This window comes from Streptomyces sp. 2114.4, from assembly GCF_900187385.1.
Classification (GTDB): Bacteria; Actinomycetota; Actinomycetes; order Streptomycetales; family Streptomycetaceae; genus Streptomyces; species Streptomyces mooreae.
On sequence record NZ_FYEY01000001.1, the window covers coordinates 7,454,813 to 7,475,990 of the forward strand.

The 21,178-nt window shown below is 71.8% G+C and carries 24 protein-coding genes; 11 read left to right on the forward strand and 13 right to left on the reverse strand.

What is annotated here, in order from left to right:
* Positions 1 to 243: 243 nt before the first annotated feature.
* From CFW40_RS32850 to CFW40_RS32875, 6 genes are all read right to left on the reverse strand, one after another.
* Positions 244 to 1,095: an SRPBCC family protein gene (locus CFW40_RS32850; protein WP_088801372.1), complete on the reverse strand. Its 852-nt coding sequence runs from the start codon at positions 1,093 to 1,095 to the stop codon at positions 244 to 246.
* Complete coding sequence (locus CFW40_RS32855; RefSeq protein WP_088801373.1) at positions 1,092 to 1,409, reverse strand: helix-turn-helix transcriptional regulator; 318 nt, start codon at positions 1,407 to 1,409, stop codon at positions 1,092 to 1,094. Before CFW40_RS32855 ends, CFW40_RS32850 begins: the two co-directional genes overlap by 4 nt.
* 68 nt (positions 1,410 to 1,477) lie before the next feature.
* Entirely contained in the window at positions 1,478 to 2,383 is a 906-nt protein-coding gene (locus tag CFW40_RS32860) for an alpha/beta fold hydrolase (protein WP_088801374.1), read from the reverse strand.
* 293 nt (positions 2,384 to 2,676) lie between these two features.
* Positions 2,677 to 3,915: a beta-ketoacyl synthase gene (locus CFW40_RS32865; protein WP_088801375.1), complete on the reverse strand. Its 1,239-nt coding sequence runs from the start codon at positions 3,913 to 3,915 to the stop codon at positions 2,677 to 2,679.
* Positions 3,912 to 4,145 carry an acyl carrier protein gene (locus CFW40_RS32870; RefSeq protein ID WP_088801376.1) on the reverse strand — a complete coding sequence of 78 codons (234 nt, stop codon included), beginning with the start codon at positions 4,143 to 4,145 and terminating at the stop codon, positions 3,912 to 3,914. The genes CFW40_RS32865 and CFW40_RS32870 overlap by 4 nt, the downstream gene beginning before the upstream one ends.
* Positions 4,146 to 4,416: 271 nt before the next feature.
* On the reverse strand, positions 4,417 to 4,878 hold the full coding sequence (locus tag CFW40_RS32875) for a MarR family winged helix-turn-helix transcriptional regulator (protein ID WP_088801377.1): 462 nt from the start codon (positions 4,876 to 4,878) through the stop codon (positions 4,417 to 4,419).
* 127 nt (positions 4,879 to 5,005) lie between these two features.
* Between CFW40_RS32875 and CFW40_RS32880 the strand changes: the two genes are divergently transcribed.
* A complete protein-coding gene (locus tag CFW40_RS32880) occupies positions 5,006 to 5,416 on the forward strand; it encodes an organic hydroperoxide resistance protein (RefSeq protein WP_088801378.1) in 411 nt (136 codons plus the stop codon).
* A 134-nt stretch (positions 5,417 to 5,550) separates the two neighbouring features.
* Here CFW40_RS32880 and CFW40_RS32885 read toward each other — a convergent pair whose 3' ends face one another.
* Together CFW40_RS32885 and CFW40_RS32890 are read right to left on the reverse strand one after the other, a co-directional pair.
* Positions 5,551 to 7,266, reverse strand: a complete 1,716-nt coding sequence (locus tag CFW40_RS32885; RefSeq protein ID WP_088801379.1) for an amidohydrolase — start codon at positions 7,264 to 7,266, stop codon at positions 5,551 to 5,553.
* A 140-nt stretch (positions 7,267 to 7,406) separates the two neighbouring features.
* Positions 7,407 to 8,930, reverse strand: coding sequence for an APC family permease (locus tag CFW40_RS32890; RefSeq protein ID WP_256331148.1), 1,524 nt, complete (start codon positions 8,928 to 8,930; stop codon positions 7,407 to 7,409).
* A 284-nt stretch (positions 8,931 to 9,214) separates the two neighbouring features.
* Here CFW40_RS32890 and CFW40_RS32895 point away from each other — a divergent pair, with 284 nt between their 5' ends.
* From CFW40_RS32895 to CFW40_RS32920, 5 genes are all read left to right on the forward strand, one after another.
* A complete protein-coding gene (locus CFW40_RS32895; RefSeq protein WP_088801381.1) occupies positions 9,215 to 9,919 on the forward strand; it encodes a TetR/AcrR family transcriptional regulator in 705 nt (234 codons plus the stop codon).
* 114 nt (positions 9,920 to 10,033) lie between these two features.
* Complete coding sequence (locus CFW40_RS32900) at positions 10,034 to 11,275, forward strand: PP2C family protein-serine/threonine phosphatase (RefSeq protein ID WP_176956303.1); 1,242 nt, start codon at positions 10,034 to 10,036, stop codon at positions 11,273 to 11,275.
* 311 nt (positions 11,276 to 11,586) lie between these two features.
* On the forward strand, positions 11,587 to 11,823 hold the full coding sequence (locus CFW40_RS32905; RefSeq protein WP_088801382.1) for a DUF6400 family protein: 237 nt from the start codon (positions 11,587 to 11,589) through the stop codon (positions 11,821 to 11,823).
* 2 nt (positions 11,824 to 11,825) lie between these two features.
* Positions 11,826 to 12,056, forward strand: coding sequence for a hypothetical protein (locus tag CFW40_RS32910; protein WP_088801383.1), 231 nt, complete (start codon positions 11,826 to 11,828; stop codon positions 12,054 to 12,056).
* A 594-nt stretch (positions 12,057 to 12,650) separates the two neighbouring features.
* The gene (locus tag CFW40_RS32920) at positions 12,651 to 13,562 is read left to right on the forward strand and encodes a hypothetical protein (RefSeq protein ID WP_088801384.1); all 912 of its coding nucleotides are present in this window, start codon (positions 12,651 to 12,653) and stop codon (positions 13,560 to 13,562) included.
* Here CFW40_RS32920 and CFW40_RS32925 read toward each other — a convergent pair.
* Positions 13,559 to 14,416 carry a hypothetical protein gene (locus CFW40_RS32925; protein WP_088801385.1) on the reverse strand — a complete coding sequence of 286 codons (858 nt, stop codon included), beginning with the start codon at positions 14,414 to 14,416 and terminating at the stop codon, positions 13,559 to 13,561. The two genes, CFW40_RS32920 and CFW40_RS32925, sit on opposite strands and share 4 nt — an antisense overlap.
* A 237-nt stretch (positions 14,417 to 14,653) precedes the next feature.
* Between CFW40_RS32925 and CFW40_RS32930 the strand changes: the two genes are divergently transcribed.
* Positions 14,654 to 15,514, forward strand: a complete 861-nt coding sequence (locus tag CFW40_RS32930) for a hypothetical protein (protein ID WP_256331145.1) — start codon at positions 14,654 to 14,656, stop codon at positions 15,512 to 15,514.
* A gap of 357 nt (positions 15,515 to 15,871) precedes the next feature.
* On the forward strand, positions 15,872 to 16,264 hold the full coding sequence (locus CFW40_RS32935; protein ID WP_256331144.1) for a hypothetical protein: 393 nt from the start codon (positions 15,872 to 15,874) through the stop codon (positions 16,262 to 16,264).
* Between the two features lie 104 nt (positions 16,265 to 16,368).
* Here the strand turns inward: CFW40_RS32935 and CFW40_RS32940 are convergent, their stop codons facing one another.
* Complete coding sequence (locus CFW40_RS32940) at positions 16,369 to 17,241, reverse strand: undecaprenyl-diphosphate phosphatase (protein WP_088801387.1); 873 nt, start codon at positions 17,239 to 17,241, stop codon at positions 16,369 to 16,371.
* A 169-nt stretch (positions 17,242 to 17,410) separates the two neighbouring features.
* Positions 17,411 to 18,112 (reverse strand): TVP38/TMEM64 family protein, encoded by a 702-nt coding sequence (locus CFW40_RS32945; protein ID WP_088801388.1) that lies wholly within the window; start codon positions 18,110 to 18,112, stop codon positions 17,411 to 17,413.
* A gap of 189 nt (positions 18,113 to 18,301) precedes the next feature.
* Between CFW40_RS32945 and CFW40_RS37375 the strand changes: the two genes are divergently transcribed.
* From CFW40_RS37375 to CFW40_RS32955, 3 genes are all read left to right on the forward strand, one after another.
* Positions 18,302 to 18,463 carry a hypothetical protein gene (locus CFW40_RS37375; protein WP_176956260.1) on the forward strand — a complete coding sequence of 54 codons (162 nt, stop codon included), beginning with the start codon at positions 18,302 to 18,304 and terminating at the stop codon, positions 18,461 to 18,463.
* Between the two features lie 109 nt (positions 18,464 to 18,572).
* Positions 18,573 to 19,745, forward strand: coding sequence for an elongation factor Tu (gene tuf, locus CFW40_RS32950; RefSeq protein WP_088801389.1), 1,173 nt, complete (start codon positions 18,573 to 18,575; stop codon positions 19,743 to 19,745).
* Between the two features lie 200 nt (positions 19,746 to 19,945).
* Positions 19,946 to 20,800 (forward strand): spermidine synthase, encoded by an 855-nt coding sequence (locus tag CFW40_RS32955; RefSeq protein ID WP_088801390.1) that lies wholly within the window; start codon positions 19,946 to 19,948, stop codon positions 20,798 to 20,800.
* 37 nt (positions 20,801 to 20,837) lie between these two features.
* Here the strand turns inward: CFW40_RS32955 and CFW40_RS39060 are convergent, their stop codons facing one another.
* Both CFW40_RS39060 and CFW40_RS39065 read right to left on the reverse strand, forming a co-directional pair.
* Positions 20,838 to 20,981, reverse strand: coding sequence for a hypothetical protein (locus CFW40_RS39060; protein ID WP_371127244.1), 144 nt, complete (start codon positions 20,979 to 20,981; stop codon positions 20,838 to 20,840).
* A complete protein-coding gene (locus tag CFW40_RS39065; protein WP_371127243.1) occupies positions 20,978 to 21,169 on the reverse strand; it encodes a hypothetical protein in 192 nt (63 codons plus the stop codon). The genes CFW40_RS39060 and CFW40_RS39065 overlap by 4 nt, the downstream gene beginning before the upstream one ends.
* Positions 21,170 to 21,178: the final 9 nt, after the last annotated feature.

Below are 21,178 nucleotides of genomic sequence, written 5' to 3' on the forward strand. Positions count from 1 at the left end.
GCCGGGCATCACCCCGGGCCGGCTCCTGAGGCCCTTTCGCGGCACCGCGAAGTTGCCTGGCTCACATGGGCGAGCGGCCTGGCCCGCGGGGATAAGGAGCAATTCGGAAAGGGCGCCGACGGGGCGCCGGCGGGATATCGCGGAGTGGGTCCGCATGGCGTTGCGCCCACACGGCATCGCGCCCCCAGGGCTTTCCTGGGGGCGCGGGAATGCGGTGGTACCGACGCGGACTGCCGGTCCGGGTCAGCTCTCCAGCAGTCGGGCCGCAAGATGCTCGATGCGGTCGTGCCAGGCCTGCAGCGCGGCATCCGCGTCGGCACCCGGCGGGCCGGTCTGGACGAGGACGAGCCGGGCACCATGACCGGTGCCCCGGCCCAGCTCCCACCGGACCGTGCCTTCCGGATCCCGGCGGTAGGCGAGCACGGAAGGGGCCCGCACCTCGGTGACGGGCCCGGCCGGCGCCTCCCGGGAGGTGAAGCCGGCCGGTGCGGGCGCACCTTCCACGGGCACGTCTCCCGAGGTCAGCGCCGCCCAGACAGCCTCTGCGGGCCGCACGAGCTGGCGCTCGAAGCGGATCCGCGGGCCGTCCGGGGTGTCCTCGACCGCGCCCTGCCCGAGATCGAACTGCTCGACGTACGCCTCGTGCAGCTCTCCGGTGTCCCGGGGCCCGGCCGTCGGCGCGCCGTCCAGCAGCTGCGAGAGCGCGGTGAGGCACAGATGCCATCCGGAGGCGAAGCTCGCGCCGCCGAAGCGGTCGCCGAAGGTGTGCACGAAGGTCAGCAGCGAGCCGTCGCCGTCCGGCGTGATCTCCCAGCGCAGGTGGTCCTCGCCCCAGGTGAAGGCGAACAGCCGGGGCTCCTCGGCGTCGGTGACCGTGCCGGTCATGGCGATGCCGGTCACGCCGGGCATGGAGAAGGTCATCGCCCCGCCGGGCCGGAGCTCCACGGTGACCTCGGAGGGGAACCACTGCCCGAGGTGCGCCGGGTCGGTGATCGCCGACCAGACCTTCGCGGGCGGATGGGCGAGCCTGCGCTCCATGCGCAGGGCGTTCCGGCCGTCGCCGGCGGGGGTGAGGCTGTCGGAGTGCGGGTTCATCGGGGGTCGTCCTCCATGGCGTCGAGATGTCGTTCCAGGGCGTCAAGGGACCCGGTCCACAGATGCCGGTAGTGCGCGAGCCAGGCGTCCAGCTCCGCCAGGGGCTCGGGCCGGAGCTCGTACCAGCGGCGCTGGGCGTCCTGCCGGACCCGGACCAGGCCGGCCTCGCGCAGCACCCGCAGATGCTTGGAGGTGCCCGGCTGGCTCAGCCCGAGCTGCTCGGTGAGCTCGCCGACCAGCCGTGGGCGCTCCAGGAGCAGGTCGAGAATCTTGCGCCGGCTCGGCTCCGCAAGTACGTCGAACGGTAGGGGCATGGCTTCAGCATGCCGTGTTGGCTATATAACCGCAAGGGAATGTGGTAGCGAGGTGCGGGGGCGCCGGATCACGCACACGCCGGACCGGCCGCCGGCGCCTCCTCGCGCTCGCGCGCCACGGGTGCGAGCGCGGGCGCCGAGCTCAGCGGCCCGTCGGTGAAGAACCGCGCGGCCAAGTCCGCGACGTCCTGCGGGCGTTCGAGCACCACCCAGTGATCGGCGTCCGGAATCGTCAGAAAGCGACTGCCCGGGATGGTGGACGCGAAGTGCCGTTGCCGGGCCGGCGAGGTCACCGTGTCGTGCTCCCCGCTGAAGACGAGCGTGGGGATACCGGTCAAGCCGGCGGAGAAGTCCGGACGGTCCGAGATCCCGCGGCGCAGCGAGTCGACGGCGTGCCGGGAGTTGCGGGCCGCATGCAGCATCGAGCGCCGGACGTAGCGGTACGCCAGCTTCCGGTGGGCGACGTGCCGACGGTCGTCGAGGCACATCAGCCCCTCGGCGACCAGGGTGGCGAAGGCCTCGGTGTCGCCCTGCGCGAGGTGGTCGGACGCCCGTCGCCACAGCTCCTTCTGCGCCTCGCTGATGTGCGCCGGAACCCCGCCGAGGGCGAGCCGTGCGATCCGCCCGGGGAACCGCCGGGCGCATCCGTAGGCCAGGCCCGCCCCGTAGGAGAAGCCGAAGAGATTGATCCGCGGGACGTCCAGATCGTCGATGATGCCCTCGATCGCCGCGCACACGACATCGATGCTCGGCCCCGGGGGAAGCGGGTCGGCACCCCCCATGCCCGGCAGGTCGGCGGTCACCACATCCGCCAGCGGACCCACATGATCTTCCATCTGCGGCCAGCCGAACATCCCTTGCAGCGCGCCGCCCAGCACCAGCACGGGTTCGGTGATCCGCTCCGGCTGCCGCAGGCGCCGGTAGGAGTAGGAGACCCCGTCCACCGACAAGGAGCGGATCATTTCCTCGGACATGTGAGATTCCTTCTCGAACCACCGGCGGGAACGGACGCGCCGAGGCGGCGCGCCGGGGGCGGCCTCGGGCTTGTCGTCGCGACGGGACTTTGCAGACAGTGCTAGGGCGTGTCGTTTGGATCAGGGCGGGCTCGCGGGGTCTGGCACGCACTCCCCCACGCCTGAACGGCGCGGGGGGACCCCCATCCGCGTTGTCGTCAGTCGCCGACGCTCCGCGTCGACTCCCTCCTCCGCCTTGCGATCGCACGCGCCAGACCCCGCTCCCTGATCCGCCCTGATCCAAACGACACGCCCTAGCGGGTCAGCACCAGTGCGGCGTTGTGCCCGCCGAAGCCGAGCGACGTCTTGACCGCGCAGTCGAATGCCGCCTGCCGGGCCTCCTTGTGCACGACGTCGACCGGGATCCGCGGATCCAGCACCTCGAGGTTGGCGGTCGGGGGCACCAGCTGCTGCTCCAGGGCGAGCACGGTGAGCGCGGCCTCGATCCCGCCCGCGGCGCCGAGCGCGTGCCCGGTCATCGCCTTGGTCGAGGTGACCAGGGGGTGATCGCCGAGAACCCGCTGCAGCACGGCGGCCTCGATGTGGTCGTTGGCGACCGTGGAGGTGCCGTGCGCGTTGACGTGGCCGACATCGCCGGCCTGCACCCCGGCGTCCGCCAGCGCGGCGCGCAGCGCCCGCTCGATGCCCTTGCCCTCGGGGTCGGGGGCCACCGCGGCGTAGGCATCGCTGGACGCGCCGTAGCCGCGCAGGTGCGCCCGCACGGGGGCGTGGCGGGCCCTGGCGTGCTCCGGCCGCTCCAGTACCAGCAGCCCGGCGCCCTCGCCGACGACGAAGCCGTCCCGGTCCGCGTCGAAGGGGCGGCACGCGGTGGCCGGATCGTCCCGGCGGGTGGAGACCGCCTTCATCTGGCATGCGCTGGCGATCAGCAGCCGGGAGAGCACCGACTCCGCCCCGCCGGCGAGGGCGATATCGCAGACTCCGGCGCGCAGCAGCTGGTGCGCGGTGCCCAGGGCGACGGTCCCGGAGGAGCAGGCCGTGGCCACGCCCAGGCTGGGGCCGTGGGCGCCGATGTCCATGCAGACGCTGCTGGCGGCGCTGTTGACGACGGTCAGCGGGGCGAGTTTGGGAGAGACCCGGCGGGCGCCGCGCCCGGCCATCGCGACATGCTGCTGGTCGTAGAACGGCAGCCCGCCGTGTGCGGAGCCGATGACCACCGCGACCCGGCTGCTGTCCCAGGATTCCGGGTCGAGGCCGGCATCGAGGACGGCTTCCCTGGCAGCGATCACCGCGAGCTGCGCGAAGCGGTCCATCAGCCGCTGGGTGGCCACCCCGAGCAGTTCCGTGGTGTCCAGACCCGCGATGGTGTACATGAAGTCGCAGGGCAGATCGGCGAGTTCTTCCTGGTGGGTCACGCCGCCGGGCACGGTGTCCTGGGTGACGGCATGCCAGGTGGCCTTCGCCCCCACCCCTGCCGCGGTCACCAGTCCCAGTCCTGTCACGGCCGCGGCGAACGGCTCCTGGCGGGCCGTCATGCCGGAACTTTGCCGTCGACGGCCGCCACCAGCTGGCCCACGGTGTTCCGCGGGGTCAGCGACACCTCGTCGAGGTCGATGTCCAGCCGTTCCTCGATCAGGACGCGGAGTTCTTCCAGCGCCAGGGAGTCGAGGCGCAGGCCGCGCAGCACGGCCTCATCGGTGATGTCGGCCGGGGAGACCCCGAATCGTTGGACCAGCAAGGTGTTGACAACTTCTGCCGCGTTCACGTGGTGCTCCTCCGCTTGTCGTAGGCGATGCTGCCAACCGCGTCGTGGGCGGGATTTCACCGGCGGCTCCGGCTGGTTTGACCCCTCTTTATACGCCTTTGTCCCGATGACTCCCCAACCTTGGTAGCTCAATGGGGTGATGAGCGCACCGGTAGGGGTGGGGCGCCGACGCCCCGCCTTGCGGACGCCGCGGAAAGCACCTACGTACGTAACGCCGCGGACCGGCGGGAGGTACGGGCCCTGGGCGGGCGGACTCCGGGATCCTCCGGGGTCAGGCCTCGTCCAGGGCGCTGGTCACCCGGCCCAACAGGCCCTGGAGCGTGCGGAGTTCTTCGATCGTGAGGCCGGTGGCGGCCAGCATCCTGCGGGGGACGGGCATCGCCGCCTCGCGCAGGTCGTCGCCGGCGGGGGTCAGGTGGATGGTGACCGAGCGCTCGTCCTCGGTGCTCCGTTCGCGGCGCACCAGGCCGGCCGATTCCAGGCGCTTGAGGAGCGGGGAGAGGGTGCCGGAGTCCAGCCGGAGCTGTTCGCCGATGGCCTTGACCGGCCGGGGGCCGTGCTCCCACAGGACCAGCATGACCAGGTACTGGGGGTAGGTCAGGCCCAGGTCCTTCAGGGCGTCGCGGTAGACGCTGCCGAACGCCCGGGAGGCGGCGTGCAGCGAGAAGCAGACCTGGTGGTCGAGGCGGAGCAGTTCGGCGTCGGGTACCGGGGGCCTGGTGGCGGAGGTCATGGGGCCAGGTTAGCTCGCCGCGGCATTTAGTTGCGCGCAATTTAGTTGCGCACAACTTAAACCTGTGTCACTGTGATGCCCATCGGGCGGCCGGGAAGCGGCCGCCCGCCACCGAAGGGGAACCGTGATGGATGCGCTGTACACCGCTGTCGCCACCGCCAACGGCCGCGAAGGCCGGGCGGTCAGCTCCGACGGCCGGATCGACCTGGCCCTGGCCATGCCTTTGGCCCTCGGCGGCAATGGCGCCGGCACCAACCCGGAGCAGCTCTTCGCCGCCGGCTACGCGGCCTGCTTCGCCAGCGCGATGGGCAACGTCGGCCGCCAGATGAAGCTCGACACCAAGGACGTCTCGGTCACCGCCGAGGTCTCCATCGGCAAGGACGACACCGGCTTCGGCCTGGCCGTCGTCATGCGGGTGGAGCTGCCGGACACCCTCGCGGGCGAGACCGGGCGGCAGCTGGTCGAGGCGACGCACCAGTTCTGCCCGTACTCCAAGGCGACCCGCGGCAACATCGACGTCGAGCTGGTCATCGAGTAGGGGAGCGGCGTGCCCGGCGGACCGGCCCCCGCGACCTCGCCGGGGCCGGTCCGCCGGGCACGTACGGCTCGGACCGCCGGCGGCGCGCCGCAGCCGGCCGCTCCGCCGATGGGTGTGTCTCCCGCGCGACGCGCTCAGGCGTCCTCGGCCGCGTACACCCGGCGTCCCCCGACGAAGGTCTGCAGCACACGGGTCGCGGCGATCTCCTCGTCGGCCCCGTCGAAGGGGTCACGGTCGAGGACGACCAGGTCGGCCAGCTTTCCCGTCTGAATGGTGCCGGTGTCGTCGAGGTGGTTGGCGTAGGCGCTGCCGGCCGTATAGGCGGCGAGCGCCGAGCCCAGGTCGATGCGCTGCTCGGGGAGGAAGACCGGCGTCGAGGGCGGGCAGTCGGGCTCCCGGCGGTTGACCGCGACATGCAGCGCGGCGATCGGGTCGGGGGAGCTGACCGGCCAGTCGCTGCCCGCCGCAAGGGTGGCGCCCGAGCGCAGCAGGTCCCCGAACGGATACTGCCAGGCGGCACGTTCGGGACCCAGGAAGGGGATGGTCAATTCGTCCATCTGCGGCTCGTGGGCCGCCCAGAGCGCCTGGATGTTCGCGGTGGCGCCGAGCCGGCGAAAGCGGGGGACATCGTCGGGGTGGACCACCTGGAGATGGGCGAGGTGCGGCCGGGTGTCGCGCCGGCCGTTCGTCCGCCGGGCGGCCTCGACGGCGTCCAGCGCCTCGCGTACGGCCCGGTCGCCCAGGGCGTGGAAGTGCACCTGGAAGCCTTCCGCGTCCAGCAGGGTGACGTAGTTCCGCAGGTCCCCGGGGTCGATGAACGAGATACCGCTGTTGTCGGAGGAGCAGCCGCAGGCGGTGAGGTAGGGGCTGAGCATGGCGGCCGTGTGGTTCTCGGCGATGCCGTCCTGCATGATCTTGATGCTGGTCGCCTGGAGCCGTCCGCCCGTCAACTCCTCCCGGCGGGCGATGAGTTCCGGGATCTGCTCGGCCCCACGGGCCCGGTCCCACCACAGCGCCCCCCTTACCCGTGCCGTGAGCGTGCCGTCGCGCCGGGCGGCCACATACACGGGGGAGGGGTCGGCCCCTGCGGGACCACGGCCCAGCATCGCGTCCTGCCACGCGGTCACCCCGTAGCTGTGGAGGAGACGCTGCGCCCTGAGCAGTCCGGCGGTCTGCTCGGCGGGCGTCGCTTCCGGGATCAGATCGCCCACCAGCTGCATGGCGCCCTCCTGCAGCATGCCGGTCGGGTGGCCGTCCGCGTCCCGCTCGATGCGCCCGTCGGCCGGATCCGGCGTACGGGAGGTGATCCCCGCGCGTTCCAGGGCGCGGGAGTTGGCCCAGCCACCGTGGTGGTCGCGGTTGACGAGGAACACCGGCCGGTCGGGGACGAGGGCGTCCAGGAAATCCCTGGTCGGCACGCCGCCGGGGAATGCCTCCATGGACCAGCCGCCGCCCGTGATCCACGCCGCCTCCGGGTGCGCCGCCGCATACGAGCTGATCAGCTCGCGGTACGCCTCGGCGGTGACGGCCGCGCTCAGATCGCACAGCGCCAATTCCAGTCCGCCGCCGACCGGATGGACATGCGCGTCCTGGAACCCGGGGATGAGCAGCTTGCCGTGCAGATCGACGACCTCCGTGGCGGGCCCGATCAGGTCGCGGACCTCCGCATCGTGCCCGACGGCGATGATGCGGTCCTTGCGGACCGCTACCGCACTCGCCCGGGTGCGCGCGGCGTCGACGGTGTGCACGGGGCCGGAGACGAAGACGAGGTCGGCGGGGCCGTCATCGGTCGCGCCTCGGGCGGCGGTGTCCGGGGTGGTGCCGGGGTTCACGGTGGTGCTGAGATCCATGGGGGGTGTCGCTCCAGAGGGGTCGGGTGTACTGCGGGGCATCGTGCGGGGTCGTAGCGGGTGCCGTGGCCGTGGTGGTGATCGAGGCGGGTCCGTGAAGGACCGAGGCGGGCGCGCGGAGGGCGGTCCGGGCGGGGCGGTCAGCCCTCCGACGGGCTGGGAAGCGCGGCGTCCGCGTCCATGGGCAGGCTGATCGCGTCGGCGTCCGTCCCCCGGCCGGTACGGAAGTACGGGGCGCGGCGCACCCACTTGGCCCAGGCGGCGGTGCCCAGGCCCAGCGCAATGAACAGCGCGGGCAGCAACAGCATGAACCAGCCGTTGTCCGGGCTCGCCTCGAAATGGTCGCTCATCGTCGCGTAGTCCCAGACGAGGTAGCAGCCCAGCCCGAACAGCGCCAGTGCGCTCACCGCCGGGACGACCACATCGCGCAGCGCCCGCACCATTCCGTCGCGCAGGCTGGTGCGGAAGCGCACCGCGCAGGCGAGTGAGGTGAGTCCGTAGTAGAGGGCCACGGTCAGTCCTATCGAGTTCACGGCGGTCAGGATCATGTCGTTGAGCTTGGGGATGCCGACCGCGAGCACGGCGAGCAGCGCGGCGAGAGCCATGATCACCAGGGTGCCCACGGCGGGGGAGCCGTAGCGGGGGTGCACCCGCTGCCACACCGGGCCCAGCGTGCGGTCGCGGGCCATGGCCAGCGTGCCGCGGGCGGTGGGGATGACGCTCGACTGGAGCGAAGCGAAGGCCGAGCACATCAGAGCGGCCAGGGGCAGCGAGGCCCAGGGCTCCGGCGCCAGTGCGTTGCCGAGGAAGGTGAGCGCCTGCGGTCCGTTGTGGATGAGCTCGTCCGTGCTCATCACCCGCTGGAAGGCGAGCGCACCGATGAGGAACAGCCCCAGCATCGCCACCAGGGCGATCAGTCCGCCGCGGGCGGCGTCGGTGGAGCTGCGGGTCTCCTCGTTGACGCTGAACGCGGCGTCCCAGCCCCAGTAGAAGAACACCGCCAGCACCATCCCCTGGGCCAGCGCCTGGGGTGAGGAGATCTCGAACGGGTTGAGCCAGGAGAGCGAGAACGGCTGGTCACCGGTGAACAGGGCGTAGCCGCAGAAGAGCAGCAGGACCGTGTACTCGAAGACCAGCAGCCACATCTGCAGCCGGGTCGCGGCACGCACACCCGTGATCGCGGTGGCCGTGACGATGACCAGCGCGACCAGCCCGACGGCGGTGCTCATGCCGGTCGAGGCCGGATCCAGCCGGAGCCCTCCTACGCTGCGCAGCCCCAGCTTGTTGAGGAACTGGAGCACCACGGAGCCGGTCACCGCACCCGTGTACGCCATGAAGATCACGTTTCCGACCAGCACCACCCACCCGGTCAGAAACCCGGGCCAGGGGCCGATGGACCGGCCCACCCAGGTGTAGCCGCTGCCGCAGTTCGGCTCGGTGCGGTTGAGCCGGGCGTACGACAGCGCGATCCCCAGGATGGGCACGAAGGCCAGCAGCAACAGGGCGGGCGTCTGTCGGCCCGTGTACGCGGCCAGGGTGCCCATACCGATGCCGATGCTGGTGGTCGCGGCGGTGCTCGACGCGGCGATCGCCACCCCGTCCTTCACCCCCAGTGAGCGGCGCATTCTCGCCGGGCCGGGGTCCTGCTGCACTGCGGAAGGCATGGCACTCACTCCTTGGGCTGCGGGCCGGACCGGTCTCGGGCGGGCCAGGGGGACGCGGAGGGGCGGGGTGGGGCGGGGCAGGACGGCGCGGACCGGGCCCGGGGTAGCGGGCCGGCTGCGTCGTACGGAAGGGGGTGGTGCGGGATACGGCACCGCGGTGATCCGTGTATGTCCGCCGATGAAACAGGCCGTTCATCCTTGTGTCAACGGTGTTGACGTAACCTGGTGGTTAACTGGCCCGAGAGGCTTCGGGGCCGGGGCGGAGCGATGCGGAGGGGTTCGGCGTGGTGGAGAGCGAGCGCGTCCCGGTTGAGCGCAAGCGGCGCCGGCCGACCAGTTCCGGCGTGGTCCTGTCGGCCGATCTCATCGTCGACGCCGCCTGCGAACTCATCGACGCCCAGGGCGCGCAGGCATTCACCGTGCGCAAACTCGGTGCGGCGCTCGGCGCCGATCCGTCCGCCGTCTACCGCTACTTCCGCAACACCGAGGATCTGCTGCTGGCGCTGGCCGACCGCCTCATCGGGGAGTCCATGGCCGGCTTCGCGCGCAGCGGCGACTGGGCCGCCGACCTGCGCAACTTGGCTCTGCGGGCCTACCGCTCCGCACTGCGCCACCCGCAGATCGCGGTGTTCAGCACCGTCCGGGTCACGGGCCGGCCCCATGAGCAGCGCGCGGTCGACACGGGCATCGGTCTGCTGCTCCAGGCCGGGTTCGACGAGGCCACCGCCGTCCGCCACTACCACACACTGGTCGACACCGCCCTGGGGCACGCGGCACTGGACGCCGGCGTACTGCGGCTGGCCCCCGCCCAGCGCATGGCGGACGAGCAGGCCTGGCAGGACGGGTACGCCGGTCTGCCCGCGGAGGAGTTCCCCAGCCTGCACCGCGTCCGGGACCACCTTCCGCTCATGGCGGGCTCGGCGATCGAGCCCGCGCTCGATCTCCTCATTGCGGCCCTGCGGCGAGAGGCGCCCGGTAACGAGAGGTGAGGCAGCGGCGAGAGGCCGGGCAGCGGCAGAGGCAGGGCGCCGGGGGAGGGGGCGGGGCGACAGGGTGACTGGGGCGATCCGGGCATTTCTCTCGCCCCAGTGCAAACATGAGGCATGCCCCCTCCACGGCGGACACCGCTGCACGGACGACGGGAACTGGCCCATGTCCTGGTGCTGATCCCGATCGGGCTCATCGCGGCGGTCTGTGTGATCGATGCTCTCGCGCCGCCCGACATCCATCTGGGGCCGCTCCTCGTCGCGGCTCCCGCGATCACCGCCGCGTTCGCCGGGCCCCGCCTGACGGCCGCGATCGGTGCGCTGGCGGTGGCCGCCCAGGTATTCATCGGCATCGCGCGCCAGGTGCTGTTCACCGCGAATCTGCAGGCCCAGATCGCCGCGCTGGTGGTCGTCTCCGGCCTGGTCGTGCTCTTCACCGTCGTACGGGACCGCAACGAGCGCCGGCTCACCCAGAGCCGTTCGGTGGCCGCGGTCGCCCAGCAGGTGCTGCTCCGGCCGCTGCCCGCGCGCAGTGGTGCCCTGGAGATCGCCTCGTTCTACCTGGCCGCCGAGGAGGAGGCGGAGATGGGCGGCGATCTGTTCGCGGCGGCGCGCACCGCCAGCAGCACCCGGCTGATCATCGGCGACGTCCGGGGCAAGGGGCTGCCCGCCTACGGTGACGCCGCCCTCCTCCTCGGCGCCTTCCGGGCAGCCGCCCACCGGCAGGCCACCCTGCCCAGGCTGGCCGTCCACCTCGACGGCGCCGTCCGCTGGGACGGCAGCCAGTGGTACGAGGCGCCGGGCGCCGACACCGGGACGGAGCCGGCGCCCGCACCGGACCACCCCGGCACGAACGGCGGCCTCCTCCCCGTCGCCCCGGCCCCGGACTCCGTCGCCGGCAGCGAGGAGACCTTCGCGACCGCCGTGCTGCTGGACCTCCCCGACCGCTGGCCCGTGCTGCGCATCATCAACTGCGGTCACCCGCCCCCGCTGTTGCTGCGCGAGGGGCAGGCGCCGGTCCCCTTGCACGGCGAGCGGACCGCCTTGCCGATCGGCCTCGGTGGCCTGGCCGGCGCCCCGGACTACGAGGTCGAGACCTTCCCCTTCGCGCCAGGGGATCTGCTGCTGCTCTATACGGACGGGGTGACCGAGGCCCGCGACCACAAGGGCGCCTTCTACCCCCTTGCCGAGCGCGCCGGCGCCTGGGGCGACGGCAGTCCACAGCAGGTTCTGAGCCGGCTGCGCGCGGACCTGCTGGCCCACACGGACGGCAGGCTCGGCGACGACGCCGCCGCCGTCGCGGTACGGCGCCTGCCTGCCCGGTCACCGTCCACCGCAGGGGATCCCGGCGCTCCCTGAGGCGGCCCGCACCCCGGCAGCGGAGCGGCCGGACACGCTCCATCCCGCAGGGAGGATCCGACATCACAGGGATGAATTACGTCACGCCTCGGATTCCCCCCGAATTCCTCATGAAATCCGGCATACGGCGTCCAATGCTTCAGCAGAGGCCCCACTTACGCCCGATATATCCCTTACATTTCGTCACGTTAAGCTACCGACCCTGCACTCCAGCGGGTTCCGGCCCGCTCCGCTCCGCCTGACGCTTCCTCAGTGCCGCCCGGCTTGATAGACACGTCCGCATCATCCGCAAGTGGCACAGGACGCGCACCATGAACGACCGCAACACCTCTGACCACCAGATATTCGAGCTCGACCTCGCCGCCCACGAAGCCCGGCGGCGCACCGAAGTCCTCGCGGCGCTGGGCGACACCTGGGACCCCATCGCGGTGGTGGAGGGCGAGGACGAGGCGTACCGGCTCCTCTACTCGGGCCTGGACGCGGAGCAGCAGGCCACCTACGACATGCTGGTCGCTGCCGAGGTGCTGCCGGGCTCCGGGCAGGACTGAGCATGCTGCCGCTCGACCCGACCGCCGATATCGGCCGCCGCGCCTGGGTACCGTGCCCCCGCTGCCAGGACCACCAGGACTGCGGCACCTGCCTCGACGGCCGCACCTGCGGTGACCACTGGCGCTACCTTCTGTCGCACAAGGGCAGCGTCCTGCATCTGCAGTGCCCCAACTGCACCCACCTGTGGACCTGGGAGTCGGGCTTCGGCGCGGGCGGCCGCACCGACGGCTGACGCCGGACCGCCGTCGGGCGCCTCTCGCTCCCGCGCACCGCTCCCTGCCGTCGGAGCCCGCTGCTTCCACCGGATCTTCACCGCCTTCCCCACCGCTCCCTCCTCCTCGTGTGCCGCCTCGAGTGCCTTCTCGGCCGGTACGGCACGATCCGGCTGCACCCCGGCACCCTCCCAGTTGGTGCCCGTGACGGCGTTGACGGTCCGGGCCGTCGGCACGGTGACCGTGATGTGCTCCGTCACCGGATGGCGGGGCGGTGGGGTGCGCACCGCCTCCTGCCACAACAGCCTGAGGTGCCTGTCCGGGCAGACCCCCTGCAGATGTTCGGTCACTGCCTCGCAGAGCGCGGCACCGCTCAGCGCGTCGTACTCACCGGCCGCCAGCCGTGCGCGCAGGGCCCGGTCGACCTCCGCGGCGCGCCGGGGGAAGACATAGCCCGCCGTGATGCGGTCGAGGGGGCAATGCTGATGATCTCTGCGTTGCCGGGCGTTGCCACTGGTCCTCGATTCGGGTCGGCTGCGCCGAGGGCGCCGGTACGGGGGGCCTCCGCGCTGCGATGCGGTGCGGCAGGCCTCGGCCGGCGGTAGCGTGCGGGCATGGAGCTGCACGCACGATCGCTTTGGCTGGTGTCCGAGCCGCTGCATGCGGTCTGCTACTTCGATGACAGGTGCCGCCGCCTGGGCAAGGACCTCGGCCTCAAAGGCTTCTGGATGGGCTATTTCGCCTCGCGTACGGCGCCCATGGGAGCGGTGGAGCCTGCGGCGGCCACGGCCGTACTCGGGGTGTTCGCCCCGGGGATGGTGGCCCGTGCACTGCCCGCGGCCTGGAGCGTCGTCAGCCCGGCGCACGTCCTCGACGAGCGCGGCAGGCGCGCGGCCCAGGCGCTGCGCGCGATCGACCCCGGGCTGGAGCGCACGGCAGCCGCGGTGCTGCCCCCGCTCCAGACGATCGTCGACGAGGCACCGGCCCTCGCCCGTCCCCTGTTCGCCGCCAACCGCGCGCTGTGCGACCACGCCGACCCTGTCGAGCGCCTGTGGCAACTGGTCACCACCGTGCGGGAGTTCAGGGGTGACGCCCATCTCGCGGTGCTCGCCGACGAAGGGCTCGACGGCTGCGAGGCATTGGTCCTGGCCGTCGCCTCGGGGCGCGTCCCCCGGGACACCATGCGGCAGGACCGCGGCTGGAGCGAGGAGGAGTGGGCGGACGCGGCGGACCGGCTGCGCGCCCGTGGCCTCGTGGACGCACGGGGCGACGCGACCGAACACGGCCGGCAAGAGCGCGAGCGCATCGAGGCGGCGACCGACCGGCTGGCCGGACGGCTGCTGCACCTGCTGCCCGAGGCGGAGACCGAGCGGCTGCTGCATACGCTCGAACCCCTGGTCCGGTGCCTCCTGGCCGCGGATGTCCTGCCTTTCCCCAACCCGATCGGCCTGCCGCACCTCGACGAGCCCGCACCGCGCGGCGGCACCCTCTCCGGTCAACACAACCAGGCCACGCCGCCCCCCTAGCCCAGGCGCTTTCCGGCTTCCTTGAGCTTCTGTTCCAGATCCACCGTGTCGGATGCGGGCGGCACCTGGACCCTGACCGGCTTGTTGACGTCGAAGAACCGTATGCTCACGTCCAGCGGGCCCTGGGCCGCCTGCGCACGCTCGCGGAACTTCACGGTGCGGTCGCCGGGGCCGATCCATATGTCGAGCGTCAGCTTGCTCACCCCGAGCTGCTGATACTGCTCGATCACCTTCTTACGGCGCTCGGCATCCAGCGCGCTCTTGGCGCCCCGCTCGTTCAGCAGATCCGCCACCTCGACCACACCGGCGTAGTGCGACGTCCGCACCCCGTCGACGGTCTCCTCACCGACCTTCTTGACGTCGTCGGACTGGGTCAGCAAGGACGCCTGCGCCGCCGGGTCCTGGTCTGCCTGCTGCTGCATCCCCCCGAGGGCGTCGGCCCCCTTGTCCTTCATGGCGAACTTGATCCAGTGCTTGCCGCCCAACGCGGCCGTCGCCTTCCCGTCCCCGCCGAGATACACCGCGTCCCCGACGAGCCGCACCGAGAACTCGCCCTCCTCCTTGCCCCCGGAGGCCTTCATCCGCATGTCGATGGCGCGCGGACGCATGCTGAACGACACCTTGCCGTCGACCGTCCCCTGCCCCGGAACCCTGCCGGAGAGCTGGTACGAGACGGAGTTGAGCTTGGCCCCCTTGTCGACGGCCTTTTGCACCGCGGCGACCGGCGCGGCGTTGATGTTCCCCGACGCGGCGGTGTGGTCGCCCGACGTCGTGCAGGCCGCCGTGCCGCACAGCACGGCTCCGGTGAGCAGCGCCCCCGCGACGCGGGACGGGATACGGGAGAAATGAGTCATGGCCCCCCCATGAGCACATGGAACTATGAAAATGTCATCGATCATGACAATAACCCATGGCACCGACAACCGGCGTTGAGTATGTACGCAAGCGTGTGACCAGGGAATATGACATCCCGACCAGACCGGCGGCGGTCACCGGCCGGGCGCCGGGGTGATTGTCATCTGGTGGTTCGATGAGTGCTTTGGGGTGCTTTGCTGGGCCGGGTCGGGACACCTCTGACCAAGAGCCGTTGAATGGGTATGGATCCTAGAGAGTTGTGGGACCGCAACGCCGTGCTGGCAGAAGCGTTTTGTCTGGGCGATGAGCGGGTGCGCGAGGCGCAGGCCCGACTTGACGAGGCGCAGGCGGACCGGTCACGGGTTTTGGCGGCATTCGCGATCACGGTGGGCAGCACCGGCGCGGTGGCCGGTCTGTTCGGATTGAACGAGCGGGAAGTACGGATCGCCCGGCGCACGGTGGGCAAGGACGACGCCCGTGCCGTCGCCGATGAGCTGCTGGCGGCCGCCACTCCCGCCGCGCCACCACGGGAACCGGAAGAGGCCTCACCGGCGCCCGATCCCGCCGCCGAATATTCCCACCAGAACCCAATTGCCGGAACGCGTCCCACCGGCCTGCCCCGCGAAGGTGCCGGCGGCCCGGGGACAGCGGAACAGAGCTGGTCCCCGGCGATGGACGCGGTCCTCATCGGCAGCTGGCAGACCGGAGTGGATTTGCGCGAACTCGCCGCCGAATTCGGGCTCGACCTCACCCGCCTGGTCACCCGCGCCCAACAACTCTCCGCCCAGGGGCGGTTCTACCCCGGCCCCGTGGAGAGCCATGCGGGACGCCACCGGCGCGGCCCCGGCGATGTGCACGAGTCCGAATACACCATCCCTGCGCAGCAGACGAACTCCTGGAACGCCGCGCCCTCGGGGCACCAGATGGCCTCCGCCTGGCACACCGGCACGATGCCGCCCGCGGAATCCGGCCCGGACATGGCCGCCCTGGCCTCGGAATGGGACAACGCTCTCGCCCCGTGGGGGACCCTCGCGCCCTCCCACGAGGATGCCGCACCGTCCCATCAGCCCTGGGCCCAATACCACCTCAGTTCCTGACCCCACCCGATGTACTTGCGAGACGTACCCACCCTGCCTCGCAGACCGGCACCGGCCCGGCCGAGGGCGACGCGTCCCCGCCGGAATTCCTGAGCGGGGACGAAGAGAGGCGGAGAGCGAAAGAAGGGGGCGGGCCGAAGCCAGTCGGACTGCCGGCGCTACGTCGTGGGGGTCAAGGACCGGGACCTTGCCGTTCGATGACATCGGCTACCGCTGACGGCTGCCACCCCGTGAGCCATCGCCGGACGAAACGTAGCCCTCCGTAATTTCCTTGCTACTTGTCGAATCCGGGCAGGCCCGCGACAGTGTGGGGAGTGGTGCGGTCAGCCGACTGCAAGCAGTCAAGGGGGTCTTGTGATGCACATGCGACAGGAGAGCGTCCGGCCGGCGACCACTGCACGGCGGCGCTCGGCTGCGGTCGGGGCGGCCCTCGCAGCGGTCAGCGCGCTGGGGCTGGCGACCGCGGCACCGGCGAGCGCCGAGGTCAAGTCCACCTGCGGCACCTACATCTGCGTGGCCACGGCCTACCAGGGGCGCGACTACGTCCAGGACATCACCGTCACGACGCGGGACGGACTGCCGGGGACCTTGCGCGCCTTCGTGGGCGATTACGGGAACCGCAAGGCCAACGTGTCGCGGTGGCGGTTCGTCGTCAACCGCGAGATCAGGGCGTATCCGCGACTGGCCGTCTGCGGCGGCCTGGATCGCAGCGGCAGGGTGATCGAGAACCACTGCGTGCTGATCCCCTGAGCCCCTGAGCTCCTGGGCCTTGAGCCCCCTGGGCCGCTGATCCGCTCAGCGCCCGTCGGCGTTGGTCACAGGCCCGCCCTGCCCGAGCGCGTGACCGTGCCCTCTCAGCCCGCCGTCTCGCCCGCGTGCGGCGTCAGGGTCCCCGCCGCGACCAGGGCGAACAGGGCTATGCCCAGGAGGATGCGGTAGATGACGAACGGCATGAAGGACTTGTGGGAGATGAACTTCATGAACCACGCGATGACGGCGTAGCCGACGACGAAGGCGATGAGCGTGGCGAAGAGGGTGGGGCCCCAGGAGACGTGGCCCTCGCCCGCGTCCTTGAGTTCGAAGACGCCGGAGGCCAAGACCGCCGGGATGGCGAGCAGGAAGGAGTAGCGGGCCGCGGATTCACGGGTGTAGCCCATCAGGAGGCCGCCGCTGATCGTGGCGCCCGAGCGGGAGACGCCGGGAATGAGCGCCATGGCCTGGCAGATGCCGTACAGCAGGCCGTCCTTGACGCTGAGATCCGTGAGGGACTTGCGCTGCTTGGCGGCCCGGTGCCGGCCACCGGTCTCGTCGCGCGCGGCCAAGCGGTCGGCGATGCCGAGGACCACACCCATCACGATGAGGGTGGTGGCGATCAGCCGCAGATCGCGGAACGGGCCCTCGATGGCGTCCTTGAGCGTGATGCCCAGGACGCCGATCGGGATCGAGCCCACGATCACCAGCCAGCCCATCTGGGCGTCGTGATCGTGCCGCAGCTCCCGGTGGAAGAGGGAGCGCGCCCAGGCCGAGATGATCCGCCCGATGTCCTTGCGGAAGTAGATGATGACGGCCGCTTCGGTGCCGATCTGGGTGATGGCGGTGAACGCCGCACCGGGGTCCTGCCAGCCCGCGAACGCCGCCGTCAGGCGGAGGTGCGCACTGGAGGAGATCGGCAGGAACTCGGTCAGCCCTTGGACGAGTCCGAGGACGAATGATTCAAACCAAGACATGGAAAATACGCTATCCAAGGGTGATCAAGCGCTGACCTGCGCAAGAGGGGAGAAAGCGGACGGTGGCGACGGATGCGGATCATCGCCGACAGGGGGCAGCGTAACGTCCGAAGATGTCCGGGCGGCCAAAGGGTCCTGGACGTACGGTGGCCGCCCGCCCGAACCGCTGTCAGCCCCCGCGCAGCGCCTTGCGTTTGCACCACGCCACCACCAGCGCCCCCAGAGCGCTGACCGCGATGAAGCCCATGGCCGCGAGGAACACCGGTGAGGTGGGCGTCGAAGCCCGCGCGCCGGCCACGGCGTAGGCCGCGGTGTTCGGGATGCTGCCGAGTGCCGTGGCGGCCAGGTAGGCGCCCCAGCCCATACGGGAGATGCCGGCGCAGTAGTTCATGGCGCAGAACGGCAGGCCGGGGAAGAGCCGGATCACCAGCATCGAGCGGAAGCCGTGCTCGCTCAACTGCCGGTCGACGGCCGTCAGCCAGCGGGCGTGCAACAACGGGCGCAGGGCGTCCTGTCCGAGCAGCCGGCCGAGCCCGAACGTCAGCGCGGCACTCAGCACCGTGCCGGCCAGTGCGGTGGCCAGCCCGGCCTGGCTGCCGAAGAGGGCCCCCGCCGCGAGATTGAGGACCGGGCGCGGGACGAAGGCGCTGGTGCACGCGCCGTATGCCAGGGCGAAGAGCGCCAGGGCGGCAGGGCCGGACGGCCCGGCGGGGCGGGCGCCGGTCAGCAGATGCTGCGGCTGCCACCAGAGCGTCACGGCCGCGCCGCAGGCCAGCAGGGCGAGCAGCAGGACCAGCCGGGACCGGGGAGACAACAGCACGCGCGTGCAGCGCGCGGCGAGGCCGGCGGGCGCTGCGGCGGGTGGGGACACCCCCGGAGCGTAACCGACGGGGCTGCCGGGGAGCCGTCATAGTGTCGACGGTGCGTGAGCCGCCGGGCATCGGTGCGTCCTGACGTATCGCCGGGTACGCCGACGGTCGGCTGTCCCCTCCAGGCGTATCGGGACGGCGGCCGGATAAATCGGTCGACGCGGCGGCGGGCCCCCGGCACCATAGGGCGCATGTTCCGGTACGCCTTCCTCCCGCTCCCGTCCGCAGTCGCGGACGAGCCGAAGGCTGCCGTCGATTTCCTCGCGGCCATCGCCGCCTGCGTTCCCGCAGTCACTGCCGTCGCGGCGGTCGCCGTCCCGGCCGCCGCAGCGGCCGGCGGCGCACGAAGCTGACCCTCTCCGGATCGTCCGGCGGACCCCGCAGGGGGAGGGTCGGCCGGGTTCAGGGGTCCCCACGGCGCCAAGTCGCCGTTCTCACCGCATCGTTGCGAGGAAGAACACCATGCCCAAGACGGCATATGTGCGCACCAAGCCGCACGTGAACATCGGCACCATGGGCCACGTCGACCACGGCAAGACGACGCTGACCGCGGCCATCACCAAGGTCCTCAGCGCGCGCGGCAGTGGCACGTTCGTGCCCTTCGACCGGATCGACCGGGCCCCGGAGGAGGCCGCCCGCGGCATCACCATCAACATCGCGCATGTCGAGTACGAGACCGGCACCCGGCACTACGCCCACGTCGACATGCCCGGCCACGCGGACTTCATCAAGAACATGGTGACCGGCGCGGCGCAGCTCGACGGCGCGATCCTCGTCGTCTCGGCGCTCGACGGGATCATGCCGCAGACCGCCGAGCATGTGCTGCTCGCCAAGCAGGTGGGCGTCCGGTACATCGTCGTCGCCCTCAACAAGGCCGACGCCGGCGACCCGGAGCTCACCGACCTGGTGGAGCTGGAGGTGCGCGAACTGCTGAGTGCACACGGCTACGACGGGGAGCACGTGCCCGTCGTACGGGTCTCGGGGCTGCGCGCCCTGGAGGGCGACCCGCGCTGGACGGCGGCGATCGACGCGCTGCTGGACGCCGTCGACACCTATGTCCCGATGCCCGAGCGGTATGTCGACGCGCCCTTTCTGTTGCCGGTGGAGAACGTGCTGACCATCACCGGTCGCGGCACGGTCGTCACCGGAGCGGTCGAGCGCGGCACGGTGCGGGTCGGCGACCGGGTCGCGGTGCTCGGCGCGGAGACCGAGACGACGGTCACCGGGCTGGAGACGTTCGGCAAGCCCATGGAGTCCGCCGAGGCCGGGGACAATGTCGCGCTGCTGCTGCGCGGTCTGCACCGCGACCAGGTGCGCCGCGGGCATGTGGTCGCCGCGCCGGGCAGCGTCACACCTCGGCGCCGCTTCACCGCCGAGGTGTATGTGCTCTCCACCGAGGAGGGCGGCCGCCGTACGCCGCTGTCCACCGGTTACCGGCCGCAGTTCTACATCCGTACCGCGGACGTGGTCGGCGACCTCGATCTCGGCGAGCGGGGCGTCGCCCGGCCCGGAGAGACGGTGACGGTGTCGGTCGAACTGGGCCGGGACGTGCCGCTTGAGCGGGGCCTGGGCTTCGCCATCCGCGAGGGCGGACGCACCGTCGGCGCGGGCACGGTGCGCACCGTCGGGGAGTAGACACCGCAGGTCAGCAGGCTGCGCCCGGCACCTCTCCGGGTGCCGGGCGCAGCCGCCTCCGGTCGCCGCGGACACGTGGGTGCGAGACTGCTCGCCCGGACGAACGGGCACGAGGGCTCACCGCTGCGCCACGCGCCGCCCGACCGGTGCCCGCGGTGGCCGGGGCCGGGACACCGTGGCCGCACCGGCACAATGGGACGGTGGACGAAGCACCCGAGCCGATACCCGTCACCCGGACCGTGGACTGCGGCACGGCCAAGCTGCTGCCGGACGTCGACCGTCCGCGCGCCTGGCTGCTCACGGTGGACGGTGCACCCCAGTCGTACGTGGACCTCGACGCGCCGACCCAGCTGGAATTCGAGTACGTACGCCGGCTGGCCTACGTCCTGGACGAGGTGGCCGCCCCGGGCCGGCCGCTCGATGCGCTGCACCTGGGCGGCGGGGCGCTGACCCTGCCGCGATATGTCGCCGCCGTCCGTCCGCACTCCCGGCAGGACGTCATCGAAGCCGACCGCGGGCTGCTCGCCCTGGTGACGGAACATCTGCCCCTGCCCGGCGACTGCGGGATCACGGTGCACGCCGAGGACGCCCGCAGGGCGCTGGAGGCCACGCCGGAGGGCAGCGCCGATGTCATCGTGGCCGATGTCTTCGGCGGCTCGCGGGTGCCGGCGCACCTCACCTCGGTCGAGTACGCCGAAGCCGCGGCCCGGGTGCTGCGACCGGACGGCTGCTACGCCGCGAACCTCGCGGACGGCGCGCCGTTCGGCTTCCTGCGCGGCCAACTCGCCAATTTCGCCGCGGTCTTCGACCATCTCGCACTGATCGCCGAGCCCTCGGTGCTGCGCGGCCGCCGGTTCGGCAATGCCGTGCTGCTCGCCTCGCGCGCACCGCTCCCCATCGCCGCACTGGCCCGGCGGACGGCCGGCGATGCGTTCCCGGCCCGCGTCGAGCACGGTGCGGCGCTGCGGCGGCTGATCGCGGACGCGGTCCCCGTACGCGATGCCGAGGCGGTGGCGTCCCCCATGCCGCCCGACGGCGCTTTCAGCGTCGGCTGAGCGCGGTCCGCCGTGGGGACAGGGCCACGACGACCGGTCACTCCGCCTCCGCGGTGTGCGGTTCCGTCGCTCCGGCCGCGCGGGAGGCCGCCCCTATGGCGGCCGGCTCCGGCCCCGTACGCCGGGTCAGCCGCCGCACGTCGGGCACGCACAGCACCGCCCCCGTCAGCAGCACGATCACGGCGGAGCAGCCCCACAGCGCACCCTGCCGGCCGATGAGGTGCCCAGATGCTGCTCGGCGACCAGCGGCCCGTAGACCGCCTCGGCGGCCGAGACCACCGCGTTGACGAGGGAGAACTGCACGACCACCGTCCACAGCCACGGCCGGGGGACGACCTGGCGCCAGTCGTCCCGCAGATCGTGCCGCACGCCGCCTCT